Origin of the sequence: Vreelandella venusta, assembly GCF_015689495.1 — a bacterium.
GTDB lineage: Bacteria > Pseudomonadota > Gammaproteobacteria > Pseudomonadales > Halomonadaceae > Vreelandella > Vreelandella venusta.
In genome coordinates, this window is the sequence record NZ_CP065135.1 from 1,403,097 (window position 1) to 1,419,113 (window position 16,017).

Annotated in this window: 9 protein-coding genes and 3 rRNA genes; 10 read left to right on the top strand and 2 right to left on the bottom strand. The window is 51.9% G+C overall.

Annotation, left to right across the window (positions count from 1 at the left end):
- Position 1 precedes the first annotated feature (1 nt).
- The gene (locus IR195_RS06615) at positions 2-1,684 is read left to right on the top strand and encodes a methyl-accepting chemotaxis protein (protein ID WP_206049069.1); all 1,683 of its coding nucleotides are present in this window, start codon (positions 2-4) and stop codon (positions 1,682-1,684) included.
- 33 nt (positions 1,685-1,717) lie between these two features.
- Here IR195_RS06615 and IR195_RS06620 read toward each other — a convergent pair whose 3' ends face one another.
- Positions 1,718-2,905: an acetyl-CoA C-acyltransferase gene (locus IR195_RS06620; RefSeq protein ID WP_206049070.1), complete on the bottom strand. Its 1,188-nt coding sequence runs from the start codon at positions 2,903-2,905 to the stop codon at positions 1,718-1,720.
- A 128-nt stretch (positions 2,906-3,033) separates the two neighbouring features.
- Here IR195_RS06620 and IR195_RS06625 point away from each other — a divergent pair, with 128 nt between their 5' ends.
- The 8 genes from IR195_RS06625 to rlmM all read left to right on the top strand — a co-directional run bounded on the left by IR195_RS06625 (position 3,034) and on the right by rlmM (position 15,380).
- Positions 3,034-3,597, top strand: a complete 564-nt coding sequence (locus IR195_RS06625; protein WP_125746891.1) for a TetR/AcrR family transcriptional regulator — start codon at positions 3,034-3,036, stop codon at positions 3,595-3,597.
- A gap of 190 nt (positions 3,598-3,787) precedes the next feature.
- Positions 3,788-5,458: an AMP-binding protein gene (locus IR195_RS06630; RefSeq protein ID WP_125746893.1), complete on the top strand. Its 1,671-nt coding sequence runs from the start codon at positions 3,788-3,790 to the stop codon at positions 5,456-5,458.
- A gap of 16 nt (positions 5,459-5,474) precedes the next feature.
- The gene (locus IR195_RS06635; RefSeq protein ID WP_206049071.1) at positions 5,475-6,242 is read left to right on the top strand and encodes an SDR family NAD(P)-dependent oxidoreductase; all 768 of its coding nucleotides are present in this window, start codon (positions 5,475-5,477) and stop codon (positions 6,240-6,242) included.
- Between the two features lie 253 nt (positions 6,243-6,495).
- Positions 6,496-8,301, top strand: coding sequence for an acyl-CoA dehydrogenase C-terminal domain-containing protein (locus IR195_RS06640; RefSeq protein ID WP_206049072.1), 1,806 nt, complete (start codon positions 6,496-6,498; stop codon positions 8,299-8,301).
- Positions 8,302-8,971: 670 nt separating this feature from the next.
- A 16S ribosomal RNA gene (locus IR195_RS06645) occupies positions 8,972-10,506 on the top strand.
- Positions 10,507-10,801: 295 nt separating this feature from the next.
- Positions 10,802-13,694 (top strand): 23S ribosomal RNA (locus tag IR195_RS06650).
- 118 nt (positions 13,695-13,812) lie between these two features.
- Positions 13,813-13,928 (top strand): 5S ribosomal RNA (gene rrf / locus IR195_RS06655).
- The 16S, 23S and 5S rRNA genes sit together here, the layout of an rRNA operon.
- A gap of 384 nt (positions 13,929-14,312) precedes the next feature.
- Positions 14,313-15,380 (top strand): 23S rRNA (cytidine(2498)-2'-O)-methyltransferase RlmM, encoded by a 1,068-nt coding sequence (gene rlmM / locus IR195_RS06660; protein WP_206049073.1) that lies wholly within the window; start codon positions 14,313-14,315, stop codon positions 15,378-15,380.
- A 29-nt stretch (positions 15,381-15,409) separates the two neighbouring features.
- Here the strand turns inward: rlmM and IR195_RS06665 are convergent, their stop codons facing one another.
- Positions 15,410-15,697: an antibiotic biosynthesis monooxygenase family protein gene (locus tag IR195_RS06665; RefSeq protein WP_125746901.1), complete on the bottom strand. Its 288-nt coding sequence runs from the start codon at positions 15,695-15,697 to the stop codon at positions 15,410-15,412.
- Between the two features lie 28 nt (positions 15,698-15,725).
- On the opposite strand from IR195_RS06665, the gene tusA reads away from it, so the two are divergent.
- Entirely contained in the window at positions 15,726-15,977 is a 252-nt protein-coding gene (gene tusA / locus IR195_RS06670) for a sulfurtransferase TusA (RefSeq protein ID WP_125746903.1), read from the top strand.
- The last annotated feature ends 40 nt before the right edge of the window (positions 15,978-16,017 follow it).

Genomic DNA, 16,017 nt, shown 5'->3' on the forward strand with positions numbered 1-16,017 from the left:
TATGCGTATGGTGAATAGTTTAAGCGTCAAAACGAGCTGGACGCTGGTGTTAGTGATCTTTACTTGTCTGATATTGGCGATTGGTGGGTTGGGGTTATTTGCCAATCACTTTGGCCGTGAGGCGTTTACGTCGCTGCAGCAGCGAGATATGCACCAAGTACGTGAACTTAACGGGGCCTATACTCAGCTGCTGCGTGCTCGTATACAAATGAACCGAGCTGCTGAGCTAATCCGCACTCCCTCTTTTGAGCGGCCAGAACCTTTGCTAGAAGAAGCAGAGAGTTTGTTGGGTACGGCTTCAGCCCGTTTTAACGCCTTCCAGTCGAGCTTTTCTGAGGAGCAGCGTCTTGAGCTTGTGGATCAGTTAGCGAATGATTTCCGCTCGTTGGTTAATAATAACTTAAGGTTGCAAATGATGATGCTGGAAGAGCGTGATGTTCGAGGCTTCCTATCCGGCGAGTCACGCGTAGATGACAGCAGCCAGCAGTTTGTGAGTACGGCGGAAGCTTTCTACGGTTATTCAGTTGCCCGCGGCGCAGGGCTGCTTGATCGCTTTCAAAAAGTATCGTCGCTGCTGTTTGGGGGAGTGCTTGGCGTTATTGTTGTGGCAATGTTGGTCATCGCGCTAGTGGTATGGGGCGTGCGTAACAATGTTTTGCAGCCTCTGCGTGCCATAACGCAGCACTTTAAGCGCATCGCCAAGGGTGATCTATCAACGCCAGTCGACGCCCATTCCGATAATGAAATTGGTTTGTTGTTTAGCGAGTTGGCAAACATGCAGCATTCGCTGATGTCGACGGTGAACCACCTTAACAATAGTAGCCAGCAGGTTTATACCGATAGCCAAGAGATGGCTGCTCAAAGCCAGCAGTTGGCGGGGCAGACTGACTCGCAAGTAGCCGCGCTCGTGCAAATGTCGGCAAGCCTCAAGCAGTTAACCGCAACCGTAAACCAGAATGCACAAAGTGCGGCGCATGTGAGTCAAGCGACGACGGGGGTCGCTCATAAAGCGCAGCAAGGTGATCAGGTGATTGCCCAGTTCATAGCGACTATGCAGGCCATTAACAAGCACTCCGAAGAAATACAAAGCATCATTACCATGATTGAAAGTATTGCCTTCCAAACGAATATTCTGGCTTTGAATGCTTCTGTCGAGGCAGCGCGTGCGGGTGAACACGGGCGTGGCTTTGCGGTGGTGGCCAGCGAAGTGCGGGCGCTAGCAACGCGCAGTGCTGATGCGGCACATGAGATTCGGTCGCGTATTGAAGCATCTCGCCAGAGTGTTGAGCAGGGGAGTGAGTTATCCCAGCAAGCGGGTGAGCACACGCGCGATATTATGCAGTCGGCCACTCAGGTAGAGCAGTTGATGGCCAGAATAGCCTGCGCGTCGGAAGAGCAGCGTCATGGCATTGAGGAAGTGAATAGGGCGGTCACGCAAATGGATCTGACAACCCAGGATGCGCTGAAGCTGGTCAATCACGCAGCCAAAAGTGCTGAAGGACTAACTCAAGAGGCTCTGAAAATGCGTGAGTATGCTGGTCAATTTCGCATGCCTGAGGGGCCGCTTAGCAATAATTCCGAAGATGTCAGTGATGCTACAGAGGAACTCCAGTCATTGGAGTGGCAGACATTCGCCGCTTCAGAAAAGTATAGTGATAGTGAGGATAGGCGCGCCTTGGCATGATCGGCATGGCAAGGCGCGGGTAGGTTGATTATGTTAGTCGATTAGCTCAACGGCCACAGCGGTGGCTTCGCCACCACCAATGCACAGGCTGGCAATACCACGTTTGCCGCCTTTGGTGCGTAGGGCGTGAATAAGCGTCGCAATGATGCGAGAACCTGTTGAGCCAATTGGGTGCCCTTGGGCACACGCGCCGCCAAACACGTTGACTTTCTCGTGTGGCAGTCCCAAGTCATCCATCGCCATGAGCGTTACGACAGCGAACGCTTCGTTAATCTCAAACAGATCAACGTCGTTAAGGCCCCAGCCAAGCTTTTTCATCAGCTTTTCAATAGCACCGACTGGCGCAATGGTGAATTCGCTTGGATGGCGGGAGTGGGTGGTATGGCCAAGCATTTTAGCTAGTGGCTTCACGCCATGGCGCTTAGCGGCTTCATGGCTGGCCAAAATAAGTGCAGATGCGCCGTCGGAAATTGAACTAGCGTTGGCAGCCGTAATGGTACCGTCTTTGGCAAACGCCGGACGCAACTGGCGAATTTTATCTAGCTTGGCTTGAAAGGGCTGTTCATCATGCTCGACCAACGTTTCACCTTGGCGAGAGGTGACTGTTACCGGTGCCATTTCTGCCGTTAAATGCCCCTTATTGGTGGCGTCCATAGCGCGCTCTAGGGATGCAATAGCAAAGTCATCTAGGCGCTCGCGCGTATAGCCACGCTCTGAGGCAACATCCTGAGCGAAAACCCCCATTAATTTACCGGTTTCGGCATCTTCTAAGCCGTCAAGGAACATATGATCTTTTAGTTCGCCATGACCTAGACGGTAACCACCACGCGCTTTAGTGAGTACGTGTGGGGCATTAGACATTGATTCCATGCCACCCGCGAGCAGTACTTCCCCTGTCCCGGCTTTGATCAAATCGTGGGCTAGCATAGTGGCTTTCATGCCAGAACCACACAGTTTATTGATCGTAGTCGCACCATTGGCATCGGGAATGCCGGCCTGACGCATGGCCTGGCGAGCTGGCCCTTGTTTTACGCCGGCGGGTAGTACACAGCCCATGATGCCTTCTTCAATAACGGATGCTTCGATACTCGCTCGCTCTATGGCGGCGCGGATTGCAACGGCCGCAAGTTCGGGGGCCGTCATGCTGGAAAGACTCCCCATCATGCCGCCCATTGGCGTGCGGGTGGCAGATAAAAATACAACCTCGGTGGCATTACTCATTTGTGCGTCTCCTGTCGGATTTCTTGTGATTATCTTGCGGTAAGCTTAGTGATGCGTTGACCCGTTGGCGGGGCTGTGGTCTTCTCCTAAGTAACCAAGCAAGCGCTAGTGTAAATGACATGAATGTAATGAATGCTTCCCCTCGCCGCAAGGAATTGACACGTTTAGCGGCTCAGCTATTCGTCCAAGAAGGCTTTGACCGCACCACGGTGCGCATGCTGGCGCAAGAAATGGGTATCAAGTCTGGCAGCTTGTTCCATCACTTCAAAGATAAGCAGGAAATCTTAGCTGCGGTAATCGAAGAAGGTACCCAGAATGCTCTTGGCATTGCTAAAGCAGCGCTTCAAGAGTGCGACAATGATCCTGAGGCGCGGCTGCATGCCATGGCCCGAGCGCACTTAGAGACGCTGTTCGCTGACCGAAATGCCCATGTGGTGGCGTTATTTGAATGGCGACGGTTAGATCCGGATGCCAGTGCCCATTTAAGCCACCTGCGGGATGCCTACGAAGCACTGTGGGTAGAGGTTATCGACGATGCGCTGGCCGCTGAACTTATTCACGGTGATCGCTTTCTGGTGTCGCGGTTTATTTTGGGCGCACTCAATTGGACGGTTCGCTGGTACGACCCGAGTGGGCCGCGCACACCCGATGATTTAGCCGATGAACTAGTTGCGATGATCATGGCCCGTTAATACCTCTTCTCGACCAACGTCTAATCCGTTTACGACGCTGATTGCTTGCGCTCCCGCGTAAATGCTTTTAGCGTTAGTTTAATTGCAAGGTTTCCGTTAACGTAAACGGACAAAAATAAAACGTAAGATCGAAACCTGGCCTGTCTGTTTGCGTACAACTGCTCACGACTAACAACATAAGAGAGCCATCATGACAGCAACATCAGCGTCACTACCCACATATTCCACCTTCCTAGAAGGCTTTACGGTTGACACCATGATTGCCAGGCTGGACGACCATCAGGATGGTTGCCTTAATGCCTTTGAGGCATGTTGTGGTCGTCATGTGCGCCAGGGGCGAGGCGATGTGCTGGCGCTCGTGCAGGAAGATATCAATGGACAAACCCATACGCTGACGTATGCAGAACTAGACGAGCAGAGTGGTAAGCTTGCTGGTTGGTTTAAGGCCCAAGGGCTTGGTGAAGGGGACCGTATTGCCTGCATGCTGCCGCGTTCAGCGGCGCTGTTAGTGGCGGTTCTTGCCACTTGGCGAATTGGTGCGGTCTATCAGCCGTTATTTACCGCGTTCGGCCCTGACGCGGTGGATTATCGTCTAGGGCGCGCTGACACCAAGCTGGTTATTACCGATCATGCTAATCGCTTCAAGTTTGATGGGCTAAGCCAATGTCCACCTGTTTTGGCCGTCGGTGGGGCCACGAGCGAACACCCTAAAGATCATGATTGGCAGACTGCGTTGACGCATACGTCAATGAGTGAAAAGCCACCTCGTCTTGCCCCTGAAAAACCTTTTCTTCAGATGTTTACGTCGGGCACGGTAGGCAAGCCAAAGGGAGTGGCTGTGCCGCTTTCCGGTATGACAGCGTTTGCTCTCTATATGGAACTGGCAGTCGATCTTCGCGACGATGATCGCTTTTGGAATATGGCTGACCCGGGTTGGGCATATGGGCTTTATTACGCGATTACTGGGCCGCTGCTGCTCGGTGTTACCACGCACTTCTGCGAGGCAGGTTTCAGTGCAGAAGGTGCCTTGGCGTTCATGAAGCGCCATCATATTACTAACTTCGCCGCGGCGCCCACGGCGTATCGCTTAATGAAAGCGTCAGGACTGTTCGATGATGCCCATCAAACGCTAGAGCTTCGCGCGGCAAGCTCTGCAGGTGAGCCTCTAAACACAGAAGTAGTGACCTGGGTGGAGAAGTCGTTAGGTTGTCCGGTTATGGATCACTATGGGCAAACAGAAACCGGCATGACCTGTAATAACCATCACTCCCTTGATCATCCTAAACATGTGGGAGCGATGGGCGTGCCAATGCCGGGCTACCGCTTGGTCATTTTGGATGCCGAATATAACGAACTGCCGCCTGGTGAGCCGGGGGTGCTTGCGGTAGATATCAAAAACTCACCCGCTCACTTCTTCCAAGGGTATACCTGGCAAGAAAAAGATCCCTTTGTGAACGGTTACTACCTAACTGGCGATGTCGTTATCCGCAATGAAGACGGCTCGTTTCAGTTTGCCGGACGCGATGACGACATTATTACCACCGCAGGCTATCGGGTTGGCCCTACGGATGTTGAAAACAGTGTTATGACCCACCCAGCGGTTGCCGAATCGGCCGCGGTTGGCCAGCCAGACGAGATTCGTGGCGAGGTCATTAAATCTTATATCGTACTGCGTGATGGTTATCAGGCGAGTGAGGCGCTTGCCGATGAAATCCGCCAGCAGGTGCGTGAGCGTCTGTCTACTCATGCGTTTCCCAGGGTTATCGAATTCGTCGATGAGCTGCCCAAAACGCCTAGCGGCAAGATTCAGCGCTTCAAACTTCGTGCCCAAGCGACTGAGCAAGCACGCAACGACAAATAATCAAAGGAAAGTTGAAATGCAGGTGAAGGATTGTACGTTTTTAATTACTGGTGCTGCTTCAGGGCTAGGTGCGGCAACAGCAGAGCGCCTAATAGCTGCCGGTGGGAGCGTTGTATTGTGTGACATGAATAATAGCGTGTCGGAGCATGCTAAACGCTTAGGTGATCGTGCAGTGGCCTGCATAGCTGATATCACCTCTGCCGAGCAAATGCAGAAGGCAATTGACGAAGCGATTGCGTTGGGAGGTGGTAGCGGCCTTTCGGGTGTTATTCACTGCGCTGGCGTCGTCAGCGTGGCCAAGCTGGTTGACCGTAATGGCAATCCCGCAGACCTGGAAAGCTATGCAAAAACGATCAACATTAATTTAGTGGGTACGTTTAATGTGATGCGTTTGGCGGCAGCCGCCATGGCCAAAAATACGCCCAATGAGAGCGGTGAGCGGGGCGTAATTATTAATACGGCTTCTATCGCAGCATTCGATGGGCAGGTGGGGCAGTGTGCTTACAGTGCGTCGAAAGCCGGTGTGGTGGGAATGAGTTTGCCTGCTGCTAGAGAGCTATCGCGTCATGCTATTCGCGTTATGGCGATTGCGCCTGGCGTTTTTGAAACGCCCATGATGAGTGAGATTCCTGACGAGGCGGCTCAAGCCCTAGCCGCTGCGGTGCCTTTCCCCAAACGGTTGGGTAAGCCGGATGAATTTGCTCAGTTGGCCGAGCAGATTATCACTAACCCAATGTTGAATGGTGAAGTGGTTCGGCTGGATGGCGGCATTCGAATGCAGTAAATAGGCTGGAAAATTAGTGGCGTCTAATAGCCTGTCAGCACTTTTGCTGGCAGGTTTTTTTGTTTATAGATCAACTTTTTACCGGTTGGTCGACCAAAGTTGTAGCGGTTTTGGGTGTTATATTCAAACGACCGCTTGACTATGATGCGGCTGCGCGCTAGTTTTCAAACATGTGTTTGAAAGCGGTTTTTTTGAAATCCAGGCCGTACTAAACATGTAAGCCGCTTTCAGCCCCCAGCTCAGGAGAAGTGACATGCCCAGCTATCAAGCCCCCTTACGTGATATGCGTTTCGTTATGGACGAAATGTTTGATTATCCCAGCCACTATGCAGCGCTGCCCTGTGGTGATGACGCGTCTCCAGACGTCGTGAATGCGATTCTTGAGGAGGGCGCACGCTTTGCTCGTGATGTGCTACTTCCGCTCAATCAAAGTGGTGATGAAGAGGGGTGTTTGTTAGAAGGTGGCGAAGTTAAAGCGCCGCAAGGTTTTAAAGAGGCCTATCAGCAATATGTTGAAGGCGGCTGGCCAAGTCTAGCGGCGGACCCTGAACAGGGCGGCCAAGGACTTCCGCCCTCATTGGCGATGATGCTGTCTGAAATGATCTGCGCAACTAACTTAGCGTGGGGCATGTATCCAGGGCTTTCCCATGGTGCGGCCGATGCACTTCGGCATCATGGCACTGATGAACAAAAGGAAACTTACCTTACTAAGCTGGTTGAGGGTGTTTGGACAGGCACTATGTGTCTCACCGAGCCGCACTGTGGCACTGACCTCGGATTAATTAAGACGCGTGCGGTGCCTAATGAAAATGGTGCCTATGCTATTACGGGTACTAAGATCTTTATTTCTGCTGGCGACCATAACCTGGCAGAAAACATTGTGCATCTCGTATTGGCCAAGTTGCCTGGCGCTCCTGAAGGCTCTAAGGGTATTTCTCTATTTGTTGTGCCTAAGTTTATGCCAGATGCCCAAGGTAATCCCGGCGATCGTAATGGCGTTTCCTGTGGCTCGCTTGAGCACAAAATGGGGATTCATGGTAATGCGACTTGTGTGATGAACTTTGATGGCGCGACTGGCTATTTAGTTGGAGCGCCTAACAAAGGCTTAGCGTGCATGTTCACTATGATGAATGCTGCACGTCTAGGTGTGGGCATTCAAGGTTTAGGCTTAATTGAAGCCAGTTTCCAAAACTCGCTCAGCTACGCTCGTGACCGGTTACAAATGCGTGCTCTTTCTGGTGCTCAGGCTCCTGAGAAAGTAGCAGATCCGATTATTGTTCATCCGGACGTGCGCCGTATGCTGCTAACCCAGAAGGCGTTCGCCGAGGGTGGTCGCATGCTAGTGCTATATACCGCTCAAATGCTAGATATCGTTGAGCACGGCAAGCCCGGCGAAGAGAGAGAGCAGGCTGAAACTCTGCTTGGTCTATTAACGCCTATCGTGAAAGCGTTTCTCACTGAAGTTGGTTTTGAGTGCACCAATGAAGGGGTGCAGATTTTTGGTGGCCACGGCTTTATTAAAGAGTGGGGAATGGAGCAGCTGGTGCGTGATGCGCGTATTACCCGTCTCTATGAAGGTACTACCGGCATTCAAGCGTTAGACCTGCTTGGCCGAAAGGTGTTGATGAGCCAGGGCGAATCGCTAAAAGTATTCACTAAAGAGATCCATAAGTTCTGTAAGGCAGAAGCTGATAACCCTGCTCTAAAAGAGTTTGTTGAGCCGCTAGCGAAGCTGAATGCTGAGTGGGGCGAGCTAACTATGGGCGTGGGTATGAAAGCCATGCAAAACCGTGAAGAAGTGGGGGCGGCCAGCGTCGATTACCTCATGTACTCCGGCTATGTCACCTTGGCGTACCTTTTTGCCCGCGCAGCTAAGCAGTCGTTGGCGGCATCAGAAGGCGATGATCAGGCATTTTATGTGGCCAAGTTGAATACTGCTCGTTTCTATTATCAGCGCCTGCTGCCGCGTACCAAAGCACATGCTCTGATGATTCAGGCGGGGGCGGGAAGCCTTATGGCGATGTCGAGCGAAGATTTTGGCCTGGGCTTTGAGATTTAAGCTTTTGATAGCTAGCTCAACAGAGGGCGTTATGCTGCAAAAGCACATTCATCTGTAGGTTTAACTGAGCACTCTCTGGTCAGGGGACTGATCGGTGGTTTGCGGCAGGCTTGTTCTTAGAACAACACCTGCCGCTTTTTTATTTCAATTTATTTTCCAATAGCCCTTGCCAAGACGGCAGCGAATCCGTAAAGTACGCATCCGCTGCCGGGGACGCACAGCGTTACCAGCGGTAATTGAAGGTGAAAACCTTCGGTTTGTCAGAGAGTTAGAAGAACTCAGCAGTAATATGCTTCGATGTCTTCCGGCGCTTTTTGAAACGAGCCACGCCAGAAAGCATCGTTATCTCGCTTTCTTCGCTCACTCGCTTCACTCACTTAAAACAGTGATTGACAAACACTAGGAAATGCGTAGAATACGCCTTTCTCGCTGAGGCAAGCCAGTTCATCGGTTAGCCAGTGACTTCTTCGGAAGTTCAGCAGCGAAAACAGCTCTTTAACAATTTGATCAGGTAATTCATGTGGGCGCTTGCCGATGAGGGTGATAAATCACCAAATATCAAGGCAAGCGGTCATGAGAACGAAAGTTTGAATGAATTCGTTTGAACCTTGAGCCAAGTTTGATGCGCTTTTGTTGTCTTCGGGTAACGAGTAAGCATCACAATGATTTTAAACTGAAGAGTTTGATCATGGCTCAGATTGAACGCTGGCGGCAGGCCTAACACATGCAAGTCGAGCGGTAACAGGGGTAGCTTGCTACCCGCTGACGAGCGGCGGACGGGTGAGTAATGCGTAGGAATCTGCCCGATAGTGGGGGATAACCTGGGGAAACCCAGGCTAATACCGCATACGTCCTACGGGAGAAAGGGGGCTCCGGCTCCCGCTATTGGATGAGCCTATGTCGGATTAGCTAGTTGGTGAGGTAAAGGCTCACCAAGGCGACGATCCGTAGCTGGTCTGAGAGGATGATCAGCCACATCGGGACTGAGACACGGCCCGAACTCCTACGGGAGGCAGCAGTGGGGAATATTGGACAATGGGCGAAAGCCTGATCCAGCCATGCCGCGTGTGTGAAGAAGGCCCTCGGGTTGTAAAGCACTTTCAGCGAGGAAGAACGCCTAGTGGTTAATACCCATTAGGAAAGACATCACTCGCAGAAGAAGCACCGGCTAACTCCGTGCCAGCAGCCGCGGTAATACGGAGGGTGCAAGCGTTAATCGGAATTACTGGGCGTAAAGCGCGCGTAGGTGGCTTGATAAGCCGGTTGTGAAAGCCCCGGGCTCAACCTGGGAACGGCATCCGGAACTGTCAAGCTAGAGTGCAGGAGAGGAAGGTAGAATTCCCGGTGTAGCGGTGAAATGCGTAGAGATCGGGAGGAATACCAGTGGCGAAGGCGGCCTTCTGGACTGACACTGACACTGAGGTGCGAAAGCGTGGGTAGCAAACAGGATTAGATACCCTGGTAGTCCACGCCGTAAACGATGTCGACCAGCCGTTGGGTGCCTAGCGCACTTTGTGGCGAAGTTAACGCGATAAGTCGACCGCCTGGGGAGTACGGCCGCAAGGTTAAAACTCAAATGAATTGACGGGGGCCCGCACAAGCGGTGGAGCATGTGGTTTAATTCGATGCAACGCGAAGAACCTTACCTACTCTTGACATCCTGCGAACTTGTGAGAGATCACTTGGTGCCTTCGGGAACGCAGAGACAGGTGCTGCATGGCTGTCGTCAGCTCGTGTTGTGAAATGTTGGGTTAAGTCCCGTAACGAGCGCAACCCTTGTCCTTATTTGCCAGCGCGTAATGGCGGGAACTCTAAGGAGACTGCCGGTGACAAACCGGAGGAAGGTGGGGACGACGTCAAGTCATCATGGCCCTTACGAGTAGGGCTACACACGTGCTACAATGGCCGGTACAAAGGGTTGCGAGCTCGCGAGAGTCAGCTAATCCCGAAAAGCCGGTCTCAGTCCGGATCGGAGTCTGCAACTCGACTCCGTGAAGTCGGAATCGCTAGTAATCGTGAATCAGAATGTCACGGTGAATACGTTCCCGGGCCTTGTACACACCGCCCGTCACACCATGGGAGTGGACTGCACCAGAAGTGGTTAGCTTAACCTTCGGGAAAGCGATCACCACGGTGTGGTTCATGACTGGGGTGAAGTCGTAACAAGGTAGCCGTAGGGGAACCTGCGGCTGGATCACCTCCTTAAACGATGCATCATCCCTCGCGGTAAGCGCTCACAATGAATTACCTGATCAGAATGCTGTTGATACGCAGTGATAAGCGTTTTCTTTATGTTGAAAGAAGAAAAAAAGGTCTTTCTTTTTCTTTTAATGTGAAAAAAGCACTCGCTTATCACTGCGCATAGCAGTCGCTCTTTAACAATGTATATCATGCTGACATAAACGTTTTAAAACGTTTATACGTAATTGTTTTGTGATACGTCTCAAGCGTATCCGGCAATCGTTATCATTGCGAGACACCAGACTCCTTCGGGTTATAGGGTCAAGCAATGAAGCGCACACGGTGGATGCCTAGGCAGCCAGAGGCGATGAAAGACGTGGAAGCCTGCGATAAGGCTCGGCGAGGTGGCAAACAACCTGTGACCCGGGCATCTCTGAATGGGGAAACCCACTCATCATAAGATGAGTATCTTGCGCTGAATATATAGGCGTAAGAGGCGAACCAGGGGAACTGAAACATCTAAGTACCCTGAGGAAAAGAAATCAACCGAGATTCCCCTAGTAGCGGCGAGCGAACGGGGACCAGCCCTTAAGCATGTGACTGATTAGACGAATGCGCTGGGAAGCGCGGCCGTAGTGGGTGATAGCCCCGTAGTCGAAAATCTGATCATGTGAAATCGAGTAGGTCGGGGCACGAGAAACCTTGACTGAAGACGGGGGGACCATCCTCCAAGGCTAAATACTCCTGGCTGACCGATAGTGAACCAGTACCGTGAGGGAAAGGCGAAAAGAACCCCGGAGAGGGGAGTGAAATAGACCCTGAAACCGTGTGCGTACAAGCAGTAGGAGCAGACTTGTTCTGTGACTGCGTACCTTTTGTATAATGGGTCAGCGACTTATATTCAGTGGCGAGGTTAACCGTTTAGGGGAGCCGTAGGGAAACCGAGTCTTAACTGGGCGACACAGTCGCTGGATATAGACCCGAAACCGAGCGATCTATCCATGAGCAGGGTGAAGGTTGAGTAACATCAACTGGAGGCCCGAACCAGGATCTGTTGAAAAAGATTTGGATGACTTGTGGATCGGAGTGAAAGGCTAATCAAGCTCGGAGATAGCTGGTTCTCCTCGAAAGCTATTTAGGTAGCGCCTCACGTATCACCGCCGGGGGTAGAGCACTGTTTCGGCTAGGGGGTCATCCCGACTTACCAACCCGAGGCAAACTCCGAATACCGGTGAGTGCAAGCGTGGGAGACACACGGCGGGTGCTAACGTCCGTCGTGAAAAGGGAAACAACCCAGACCGTCAGCTAAGGTCCCGAAATCCTGGTTAAGTGGGAAACGATGTGGGAAGGCTCAGACAGCTAGGAGGTTGGCTTAGAAGCAGCCATCCTTTAAAGAAAGCGTAATAGCTCACTAGTCGAGTCGGCCTGCGCGGAAGATGTAACGGGGCTAAACCAGGTACCGAAGCTACGGGTTCACACTATGTGTGAGCGGTAGAGGAGCGTCGTGTAAGCCGATGAAGGTGAATTGAGAAGTTCGCTGGAGGTATCACGAGTGCGAATGCTGACATGAGTAACGATAAGGGGAGTGAAAAACTCCCCCGCCGGAAGACCAAGGGTTTCTGTTCGACGCTAATCGGAGCAGAGTGAGTCGGCCCCTAAGGCGAGGCCGAAAGGCGTAGTCGATGGGAAACGGGTCAATATTCCCGTACCGGACATGATTGCGATGGGGGGACGGAGAAGGCTAGGTGAGCCAGGCGTTGGTTGTCCTGGTGAAAGTGAGTAGGCTTGGGTCTTAGGTAAATCCGGGACCCTTCAAGGCCGAGACACGAAACGAACTGACTACGGTCAGGAAGTCATTGATGCCACGCTTCCAGGAAAAGCCTCTAAGCTTCAGATCATGTGCGACCGTACCCCAAACCGACACAGGTGGTCAGGGTGAGAATCCCAAGGCGCTTGAGAGAACTCGGGTGAAGGAACTAGGCAAAATGGTGCCGTAACTTCGGGAGAAGGCACGCCGGCGTAGGGTGATGAGACTTGCTCTCTAAGCCCGAACCGGTCGAAGATACCAGGTGGCTGCAACTGTTTAGTAAAAACACAGCACTCTGCTAACGCGCAAGCGGACGTATAGGGTGTGACGCCTGCCCGGTGCCGGAAGGTTAAATGATGGTGTTAGGATTCGTCCGAAGCTCTTGATTGAAGCCCCGGTAAACGGCGGCCGTAACTATAACGGTCCTAAGGTAGCGAAATTCCTTGTCGGGTAAGTTCCGACCTGCACGAATGGCGTAATGATGGCCACGCTGTCTCCACCCGAGACTCAGTGAAATTGAAATCGCCGTGAAGATGCGGTGTACCCGCGGCTAGACGGAAAGACCCCGTGAACCTTTACTATAGCTTCACACTGGACGCTGATGTTGCCTGTGTAGGATAGCTGGGAGGCTTTGAATCTCGGACGCCAGTTCGAGGGGAGCCAACCTTGAAATACCAGCCTGGCATCATTGGCGTTCTCACTCAGGTCCGTTATCCGGATCGAGGACAGTGTGTGGTGGGTAGTTTGACTGGGGCGGTCTCCTCCCAAAGAGTAACGGAGGAGCACGAAGGTACCCTCAGCACGGTCGGACATCGTGCAATGAGTGCAAGAGCATAAGGGTGCTTGACTGCGAGACAGACACGTCGAGCAGGTGCGAAAGCAGGTTCTAGTGATCCGGTGGTTCTGTATGGAAGGGCCATCGCTCAACGGATAAAAGGTACTCCGGGGATAACAGGCTGATACCGCCCAAGAGTTCACATCGACGGCGGTGTTTGGCACCTCGATGTCGGCTCATCACATCCTGGGGCTGAAGTCGGTCCCAAGGGTATGGCTGTTCGCCATTTAAAGTGGTACGCGAGCTGGGTTTAGAACGTCGTGAGACAGTTCGGTCCCTATCTGCCGTGGGCGTTGGATGTTTGAGAAGGGCTGCTCCTAGTACGAGAGGACCGGAGTGGACGCACCTCTGGTGTTCCGGTTGTCACGCCAGTGGCATTGCCGGGTAGCTATGTGCGGACGGGATAACCGCTGAAAGCATCTAAGCGGGAAGCCCCCTTCAAGATGAGACATCCCTGAGGCCTAGAGCCTCCTGAAGGGCCCAGCGAGACCAGCTGGTTGATAGGCACGGTGTGGAAGCGCTGCAAGGCGTTGAGCTAACGTGTACTAATGGCCCGTGAGGCTTGACCCTATAACACCCAAGGGGTCTGGTCGCAGTGATAACGAAAACCGGATACGCACTTCCTGTCGATGACAGGAAACGAGAGACGCCACAAAACACGCCAGCATGATATGCATTACAAGTTACGCCTGACGACCATAGCACGCGTGAACCACCTGATCCCATGCCGAACTCAGAAGTGAAACCGCTTAGCGCCGATGGTAGTGTGGGGTCTCCCCATGCGAGAGTAGGTCATCGTCAGGCACTTATTTAACAAGAAACCCAGCCAACCGGCTGGGTTTTTTGTTTGCGTGGAAGAAAAAAGCACTCCCTAGCCCCTGTCACAAAGCGGCCACACCGCACGTCATCCCCGAGCCACCACACCGTCATTCTCGAGTGGGGTAATTGAGAATCCACCTTGTCCTGGTCCTGCAGCAGCGCAGCCCGAAACCCCAGCTTCAACTGACGCTGGGGTTTTTTGTTAGGCGCAGATAATGTTTTAAGCGCATCAATCAGATGAATAATCGCTGATTATCTCGCTACTTAGAAAGCATTTACAAGAAAGTGCTATGATGCATCGATTAGCGGGGGCATTTTATTCTGAATAGATGTTCACCTATGACATGAAATTACTTTCGAGGTGAAAGGGTGAGTGAAACAGTACCCACATCGTGGCTTGTCTATTGCCGCCCAGGGTTTGAAAGCGACGCACTAGCTGAAATGCAACACCACGCCAAACAGCACCAGGTGAGTTGCGAGCCTGCACAAGGCGAAGGTTGGGTGAGTTTAACGCGCTTAGATAAAGAGCCGATTAATGATTTGCACCGTAAAGCGGCATTTAAGCAACTTATTTTTGCTCGCCAAAGTCTAGCTGCTCTGCCTGCGCTCACGCTGTCCCGGGACGATAGGCTTACGGCTATTCTTGATCAGATAAAGTCAAGTCGCTGGAGTTTTGAAGAAATTTGGCACGAAACGCCAGATACCAATGATGGCAAAGCATTGGCAGGCTTAATTAAAGCACTAACTAAGCCATTGCAGAGTATGCTAAAAAAACGCGGCGCATTGCGCGGTAAAGCCGGTGCACGTCGTTTACATATTTTCTGGACGGATGGTGATCGTGTTCAGTTGGGCATGAGTTTTCCTGACAATCGAAGTGAGCTGATTAATGGTATACGCCGCTTACGTTTTCCATCTCGTGCACCAAGCCGATCAACGCTGAAGTTAGAAGAGGCATGGCATGAGTTTATTCCACGAGAAGAGTGGAATACACGGCTTGCGGATCATATGCAGGCAGCGGATCTAGGGGCCGCCCCAGGTGGTTGGACTTGGCAGTTAGTCCAGCGTGGTATGTATGTTTATGCCATTGATAATGGGCCAATGGACAAGCAGCTAATGGCGACAGGGCAGATAGATCATCTTAAAGAAGATGGATTTACTTGGGAGCCGCCGCAACGAATGGATTGGCTAGTTTGTGATATTGTCGATAAGCCTGTACGCGTATTAGCGATGGTGGAAAGATGGTTAACTCGCAAATGGTGTCGAGAGGCAATTTTTAATTTAAAACTGCCTATGAAGAAACGCTGGGACGAGGTCAACCGCTGTATTAACACTTTGGAAGAGGCGTTGGAAATGGCTGGGGTGAGCGCTAATATTACATGTCGCCACCTCTACCATGATCGGGAAGAAGTGACGGTTCATGTAAGGCTCGCTCACTAATTTAAAGGTAGGCAGAGTTGCGTAAGGGGCTAATAGCCTGGCTCGTATACGCGGATAGTTTCGTCTTCTGTTAATAGAGGTAGAATGCTCTGCATGGCCACTGTACGTGCTTCACTTGAGTGCCACTCTTTCCAAGCGCGAAGATCGCGCCATTTGGTAATCATCAGGCGGCGATCTGTGTGGCCAAGTTCGACGAGTGTTTCTCCACCGACAAATCCGCGTACGCCAAGCGAAACGCGCATTGCTTCGCGCGCAGCCAGTTCATATTCTTCTTCCAGGCCAGGCATAATGCGCCGTTCAATGATTACTTTGATCATGCTGTCTGTTTCCTAAACGAGATTGTAGATGACTGATAATACGTATGACCCAAGTGCCTTTGATGCATCGTTAGACACAACGGGTTTGTATTGCCCTGAACCTATTATGCTAATGCATAACAAGGTGCGTGATATGACGCCAGGGCAGGTGTTGAAGGTGATAGCGACAGATCCCGCAACGACTCGCGATGTGCCAAAATTTTGTCAATTTTTGGGGCACCAGCTACTGCTGCAAGAAGAGTCTGATGCCCATTATGTGTATCTTATTCGCCTAGCGTAAGGCTTCTGCAGTTACGCGAGGCTAGCCATTAGTATCGGCT